This window comes from Maribellus sp. YY47, assembly GCF_023111095.1.
Taxonomy (GTDB): domain Bacteria; phylum Bacteroidota; class Bacteroidia; order Bacteroidales; family Prolixibacteraceae; genus Draconibacterium.
In genome coordinates, this window is record NZ_JALGYW010000007.1 from 215,581 (window position 1) to 223,564 (window position 7,984).

Sequence of the window (7,984 nt, forward strand, 5' to 3'; positions counted from 1 at the left end):
ATCGGTGTCATCAGTGTTCTGTTTTTATAAACTAACTTTCAATCTGTAAGCCAAAAATATTTTCATTTAGATTTTTAGACACCCTCATTTCGCAAAACAAACCAGGTTGTTTCTGAAGGGCTCTATCCTATTTCTCAAATAATATCGCGAAGTTGTTTCGGGCTAACGGGAAACAAGAATGCCAGCCTGCATTAGTAAGCCACCATCACTGTTCCGTTTCGAACACCACCCAGTCCGTCATTTAACAGAAGTACGTAGATGTAGTTTCCGGCCGGTAATCCACCCGATCTGCCGATCACAAAACGGCTGTCGGTTGTACCCCACCACCAGGCATCGTTCCATCCCCAAATGTCGTAGTTACCATAGTGTTCTTTTTCCCACAATTTTTGTCCATTGCGGTTAAAGATCATCATCTTCGCATTCGGATATCTTGGATAGATACACAAGATCTGGAAGAAGTCGTGAATGCCATCATCGTTCGGAGAGAAACCTTCCGGAATAAAGAGATCACAATTCATTTCGGTATCGAGGTACTCCGGATGTCCGTCGAGGTCGAGGTCGTCGTTACTGTAGTCGCCGTCGCCATTTATATCCTCATTTTCGGTCAGGTACTCATCGTCTTCATCGTTGGTATCGCGCCAGTCGCGCCATCCGTCGCCGTCAAAATCCTGCAGCGGTGCGTTGTGTGCAATCTCATTGTCAATATCGTTGCCCCAGGTATCCACCCACATGTCGTAGGCATCGTCCAAGCCGTCGCCATCCGAGTCAATAAACAGGCGGGTAACATCCGGGATACCATCGGCATTGGCGTCGTGTCCCTCGATAAAGTCGAGCACGTGGTCGTTGTCGGAGTCAATATCGATGTAGTCGGGCTGGCCGTCCTGATCGTGGTCGTTCAGCGCCAGGTCGAACGGATAACCGCCGTAATTCGGATCGTAACGATCGTCCCAGCCGTCGTTGTTTTCATCCCGCCATCCATCGGGCGAGATATAATCGTGTTCTCCCTGACCTTCGATATTGTCCACAATACCATCGTTGTCAGAATCAATATCCAGGTAATCCGGAATACCATCGTGATCCGAATCAATGGAAAGTTCAGGGAAATCAGGATTAAATCCTTCATTCACGTCGCGGATACCATCGTTGTCGTCGTCGATATCGTCCACATCGGCCACTCCGTCGCAATCGGCATCGGCCACGCGCGTAATGTATACCCAGGCAGCATCCCGTATTCCGGGAGCCCCCTCGTACCATATTTCGTACTCGAAGCTGTCGATACCTTCCTCGAAATCGAAGAATGGCTCGTATTCGAAATGCCCGTCGTCATACAGTGTAAGTATTCCATTTACCGGAGGTGTAAGCGTAACCGGGTTCACCACAATATTATCAACTTCCGGGTCCATGTCATTTAAGGCAACATTTCCGGTCAGGTTACCGCACGGCAAGTCGTAATAATCGTCAAAAGCAGCAGGCCCCAAACCGTAAGAACGAACCGTTACATACACCATGGCAGGCCGGCATTTGGGTTCACAAGGAATACCGTCGTCGCAAACCGCATATTGGAACGAATCGATGCCCACGAATCCCGGATCCGGAGTATACAAAACAATTCCGGTCTGGAGATCAGTTGTAACAGCTCCGTTTCTTGGATTATGCTGAATCGTCAACGAGAAGGTATCCACATCGGTTTTGAGCCCCACATCGCTATCGTTGTCGATGACCGGAATGTAAACCGGCACATCCACATAAGTTACGGCAGTATCATTTACAACATTAGGCGGAAGATTTTCATAGAGGCGGAAGGTAACCGAATCAACGGCGGGCGTACAGGTTCCGTTGTCGGCCAGGCCTTCGGCGGTAAGCACCAGTGTTACCTGGCCCGCTGCAATGTCGCCGGGTCCGGGATAATAAGTGGGATGGAGATTGTATTCACCGGTAAATGTTCCGTCGCCGTTGGGGGCCGTCCAGTACAGTACGCTGTAGTTCCAGGCGGTGTCGCCGAAAAGGGTAATTTCATTCAGGTCGCAAAGGTCCCTGTCTTCTCCGGCATAGGATTCGGGCAAGGGGAATACCTTTACCGTTCCCTGTTCGAGGGTATCGCAACCATGTTCGGATGTTACGTACACCACAATATCGAACGCGCCCTCGGTATCCCAAAGGTGTGCGATCTCGTTTCCCCAGGTAGTATCCAAACCGTTTACCTCCTTAAAGTCAACTCCGGGGATATTACTGGTGTCGGAGATTTGGCGGTCAATCAGCTCCCAATAGTAAGAATAACCGGCCTCGCCATCGCGGCGATAGGTGCGATCGGCTCCCACGCATACCGAGTCGATGACATAGGTTTCCTGGGCGAGCAGATTTGCCGCCATCAGCAGGAAGAATACTATGTACATCAACTTTTTCATTTCTTATTGAGCTGCGGGCCCCGAACTATGAGTCGCGAGCCAAGAGCTTTGAATCATTATTTTTTATTTTTCAACTTCTGTAGTTCTCTGTGGTTTTACTTCTTTTTACCACAGAGGACCACTGAGTTTTTCACAGAGGATCACAGAGTTGTTTTACTTTTCATAAATCAGTATTCGTTTATTACTCTTCAATCCGCGGCTACCCCTAACCCCCTGTGCTTTTCTCTGTGTTCTCTGTGGTTTTTCTTCTTTTTACCACAGAGGACCACTGAGTTTTTCACAGAGGATCACAGAGTTGTTTTATTTTTCATAAACCGGTATTCGCTTCCGGGCTGATACCTTCGCCCACTGTAGCTTTTCTTCGCCTGTGCCTCAGCCTTTGCCTTCCTCATTTTTTCAGTTCTAATTTACAATATAACTTTTCCATACGCTAATCATTCTCTTTTAGGTAGATCGGTTGTTTTGTTGGTTTCGGATAAATCAGGATACCGGTACCGGGTCGTTCTTCCGGAGCCACTTCTTCGTAACTGTATACTTTACAATTGTCAGTAACCTTCATTACCCAAAATTTGGTTTCGCCCACCGGAAGCAACCGCGTAATCGGGATGATAATCTCCGGATCTGCTTCGGTTCCTACCAGGTTGATCACACTGGGCGTTAATTCATCGCCTATCACATACTGAATTTCATAAGGGCCTACACCGGTAAAGCGAATATACACATTGGTTGCCTCACCAATACAAACCGAATCGGCATAGATCTTCATATCGAGCGTAGATTCGATGACCTCCATTACATACATCTCGATGTTATCGGTACAGCTTATCTCATCCCACACATGAATGCGTACATAATATTTCCCGGGTTCCAGTCCGGTGACCTTTACCGATCTTCCCACTCCGCTGGCATACATGCCATCGACAAAATATAATGCCGGATCGAGTGTTCCTGCCGGATCGAGTACATCTTTTGGTTGACTGGATGCGGTATAAATACCCCAGACAAAATTCAGATCATTAATACCCGGACGACTGTCGACGCTAAATGTCATGGTCTCACATTCCTCCACAACGATCTGGGCCGAAGCCTGAGCCACGGTCAGCAGTACCAGGAGAAATCCCGGAATCCATCGGATGATATGTGCGATTCTTTTCGTCATGAGCTACGAGCCGTAAGCTGTTAGCTTGTTTCCTTTATATTTTGTATTTGTCTTTTCATTTAATGTCACTGGTCATTGGGCATTGGGCCGATACTGAAACATCCTTCGACTCCGCTCAGGATGACCTGCCGGATACATGAACCACAACAGGCACACACGACACAAAGCCGAATCGCTGCTCAGGCCCTAAAATATGCTTCAACTCTTTGCGTCCTCTGTAACTTCTCTGTGTTCTCCGTGGTTTTCGTCGGATGACGATCATTTTTTACCACAAAGCGCACAGAGAAGCACAAAGATAATATTAGCTGCGAGCTACGAGCCACGAGCCACGAGCTGTTAATTACTATTAGCTGCAAGCTGCGAGCTGCGAGTTGCGAACTGCGAGCCGTCTCCCGTTTGCTTTCGCATTCCGGACAGAGGGAAGGCCCAATACATTCTACAGGTCCGATGTCCAAATAAAGCAGCGGCCCTCCCCTGAATGTCAGGCATCGAGCGTAGTGCATGGCGTATAGTGCGCTTTGCCCTTTGCCCTTTGCCCTTTGCTTCAGGTACGGTGTACCCCTTGCCAGGGGAGGCGCATTGCTTGTTTTTATGTAGTTACTTTTGTTCACATTTTTACATGTTGTTAAGTGTAAATAAGCTGCAAGCCTCAGTAGATTCATCCATTGCCAAACTGTTAAATTGTCAAATTGTTCGACTCCATCAAAGGCTGTTCACTTTCTTTGTGTTCTCCGTGACTTCTCCGTGAGCGCTGTGGTTTCTTTTTTTTAACACAGAGGACACAGAGATCTTCACAAAGAGCCCCAAAGATCTGTTTCGTAATTCCTCCGGCACACGGCCGTTGGATTTTTCCGGAGCAGCAAGTCATTGGTCACTGGTCATCAGACATTAGTCATTAGACTTCAATTACCTCGACTTATTTTCTTCTTTCCTCTTTTCATAACCTTGTTAGCAGCAAGCCCCGAGTTATTAGCTACAAGTAAAAACTACTTTGAACTTTTAACCCTGAACTTTCAACTCCATCTGCCCAGGGCGGGGAGCAAAGGGCATGGCGCCCCTGCTCGTTGCCGCTGAACTACTTGTCAGTCTCCCGACTGATATCTTGTCCGTCTCCCGACGGTTAGGTTATGAAAAAGCAAAGTTTGTTCATGTTATGGATTTAAACCATTATTAGGATCATTTGGTGTACCACTGGTATTGTCTCCACTGTTAAGTTCGAAATACTGAAGTCCTTGCGTTGCATGGGTCGTAGATGTTTCTATCTGCGGTCTTGGTGTCAAAATATAATTCACCCAATCGTTTTCAAACTGATCTGCATTACAAATACCATCAGGAGTAGTATCTGAATCTGGTCCTAAATCTGCTAAAGTGCCGTTTGCATATGTATCTGCAGCAACCGTTGCATTTGCATCATACATTACACCATCAACAGCCAGCTTAAAAGTACGATCATTAGGTTCTGCATTTTCATTAAGCGTGCCGTGATCAATTCGAACTCTAACAACGATACATTCACCTGTTCCATCATCCGCACCAATAACTACTGGAGTTGCCGTATCATCATTATCAGGGTGTTCTACGGGAACATCTGTTCCACTAACGCCCCCAAGAGTTGTCAACGCCCCGGAATTAGCAGTACCAACAGTGGTCCATGTTCCAGTTGCCGCTCCAGTAGTTGCATCACTTAAGACGGCTTGATCAGGATATGCCCATGATACCGTAATTCCATCAGGACCAACGCCACCAGAATATTCTGTTTGAAATGAAGGTAACCAAGAATGAGTGAAATTAGTTGCAGTTACGGTGAAAAATAAGTAGTTCTCACCATAATCAACTGTTAATGTTCCATCAGTAGCATCAGCACCGGGGACATAAGTTGCAGATTCAATAGGGGAAACACATTCTTCTGCTGTACTTGTTTGCATTGCTCCAATGATAGCACCGGCATCATTAATTGCAGCAATATCGAGAGTAAACTTGAATTGTGGCATAATGCGATATACCTCAATATTATCAGTACACCCAGTTCCATCAACTGCATAAGCTACCAAAAGAACAACGTTAGAAGCTCCGTCAAAAGATTTCCAGGTAATATCAATCGAGTTTGCGGTTTGAGTTGGAGTATTGTAAACTCCACCAGTAGCAATATTACTTAGTATGAAGTCACCCGTTCCATCACCTATATCAATTATTCCATTAAGATTATCGATATCATTGATTGGATCAATAATGCCGGCAGGAGCTGTAAGATCATTGTAATTTATTACAAACCAATGAATTCTATCTTGTGTTGGATTACCCCCTGCATCCAGCGCTGCATCTGAAGTTGTAACAGTATAAGTATATGTTTCTCCAGCTAAAGGGTGCAAGTGATCTGTAACTACAGTTGTTAAACACGGCAATACTTCTTGTACTGCACATGATACATTTGCCGGATCATTATCCGTTACAGTCAAAAAACTTACATAAGGATTTGGTGTTCCTTCTGCTATTATTGGAGTTTGCCCAAAGGCACTGTTCCCGGCAAAAATAGCCGTGACAAAAAACGTTAGAAATAAAATTTGCTTTTTCATAATTTAAAATTTTTGTGGCCTAACCCCCTTCCCTTCGGGCATTCCCCCAAATGGGGAAATCTCCGTGGTTACAGGAAACCTAAGCCGGTTAAATAATTAAGTATTTGTTTTAAATTCTGTTGTAATTAAGAGCTTCTCGCCACCCCTCCCAATAAGGGGAGTAAAGACAGCCCGGTTTATTTTTTTGTTATTTGTTTTACGTATCGGCCTCCAGGCACTAAGCATAGCGCTAAGGGCATGGGGCAAAGAGCTAAGAGCCAAGAGCAAAGAGCTAAGGGCCGAGAGCATAGAGCTAAGAGCAAAAAGCCAAGAGCATGGAGCTAAGAGCTCGGAGCAAAGGGCAAAGTGCACGGAGCCGGGTGCTGTTGGCAAAGGAAGATTACTCTCCCTCATTCCCTCTCTATGCATAGAGAGGGACGATTGGAACGCAGTTTCAATCAGGGTGAGTGGTTTTAAATGCAACTTCTTGCGCTTTTTATCAGCATTTCGTTGCCTTCTGTTAGAACCACTCTCCCTCTCTTCGCGAAGAGAGGGACGATCCGTCAGCTGACGGATCAGGGTGAGTTTCATTTCGGGTGTCTCACCTTCCTTAAGTTTTGACTCATTCCTATTACAGATGTCTGTTAATTCACTAAATCTTGAAATAACAGCATCTTTTTGCTGCTCTTTTTTCGGGTCAGTCAGGTTCATTTTGCAAAAACTTTTTCCATAGGCATTGAGGTATTGCGGACTAAGACCCCCTCCGGCTCCCCCCAGGGGGGAGAGTCTATTTGGTACTGAGTACTCACTACCCGTTACCAATAGGTGATGTAATCCGTTGTTCGACATTTGTTTTATTTTATCTCTTTTTATTAGTAGGTCTTTTTTTACTCTCCCTCTTCTCCCTCTCTTCGCGAAGAGAGGGACGATACGTCTGCTGAAGGATCAGGGTGAGTAGTTTTAAAATTCAACTTCTTGCGCCTTTTATCATCATTTCATTGCCTTCTTTTAGAACCACTCTCCCTCTTCTCCCTCTCTTCGCGAAGAGAGGGACGATACGTCTGCTGACGGATCAGGGTGAGTAGTTTTAATTCAACTTCTTGCGCCTTTTATCATCATTTCATTGCCTCCTTTTAGAACCACTCTCCCTCATTCCCTCTCTATGCATAGAGAGGGACGATTGTGTCCGTCAGCTGACGGATCACGATCAGGGTGAGTTTTCCAATATAAAAGCCTCAATTTTCTTTAAAACTGTGAATACATCATTTTCAATTTCTTCATTTTTAATTCGCAGAATACATAGTCCTGCTCCGTTTAGAATCTCCTCCCTCTTCCGATCTCTTCCTTTCTGAAACTCATGAATCTTACCATCAACTTCAATCACAAGCTTTTTTTCAGCACAATAAAAATCAGGAATGAAATATTTTGGCTCGTTGTTAATCCTATCATAAATAATCGGATGTTGACGTAGAAATTTCAATCCAAGAAACTTTCGACCTCTCAGTTTCTGCCATAGAATAAGCTCTTCTTCCGTCATTTCACGACGAAGCTTTCTAGCTCGACTAATTGGTGTATGATTGTTACTCATCGTTTCAAATTATCCATTCATGTTTTTTACTCTCCCTCTTCTCCCTCTCTATGCATAGAGAGGGACGATACGTCTGCTGACGGATCAGGGTGAGTAGTTTTAATTCAACTTCTTGCGCCTTTTATCATCATTTCATTGCCTTCTTTTAGAACCACTCTCCCTCTTCTCCCTCTCTATGCATAGAGAGGGACGATACGTCTGCTGACGGATCAGGGTGAGTAGTTTTAATTCAACTTCTTGCGCCTTTTATCATCATTTCATTGCCTTCTTTTAGAACCAC

Annotated in this window: 5 protein-coding genes; all 5 read right to left on the reverse strand. The window is 45.2% G+C overall.

Annotation, left to right across the window (positions count from 1 at the left end; all coding sequences use genetic code 11):
- Positions 1-191: 191 nt before the first annotated feature.
- Positions 192-2,393 carry an Ig-like domain-containing protein gene (locus MR764_RS07860; protein WP_247978859.1) on the reverse strand — a complete coding sequence of 734 codons (2,202 nt, stop codon included), beginning with the start codon at positions 2,391-2,393 and terminating at the stop codon, positions 192-194.
- Positions 2,394-2,835: 442 nt separating this feature from the next.
- Positions 2,836-3,564 carry a hypothetical protein gene (locus MR764_RS07865; protein WP_247978860.1) on the reverse strand — a complete coding sequence of 243 codons (729 nt, stop codon included), beginning with the start codon at positions 3,562-3,564 and terminating at the stop codon, positions 2,836-2,838.
- Positions 3,565-4,715: 1,151 nt separating this feature from the next.
- Entirely contained in the window at positions 4,716-6,137 is a 1,422-nt protein-coding gene (locus MR764_RS07870; protein ID WP_247978861.1) for a hypothetical protein, read from the reverse strand.
- A gap of 96 nt (positions 6,138-6,233) precedes the next feature.
- Positions 6,234-6,965, reverse strand: a complete 732-nt coding sequence (locus MR764_RS07875) for a hypothetical protein (RefSeq protein WP_247978862.1) — start codon at positions 6,963-6,965, stop codon at positions 6,234-6,236.
- 358 nt (positions 6,966-7,323) lie between these two features.
- Positions 7,324-7,704: an endonuclease domain-containing protein gene (locus MR764_RS07880; RefSeq protein ID WP_247978863.1), complete on the reverse strand. Its 381-nt coding sequence runs from the start codon at positions 7,702-7,704 to the stop codon at positions 7,324-7,326.
- Positions 7,705-7,984: the final 280 nt, after the last annotated feature.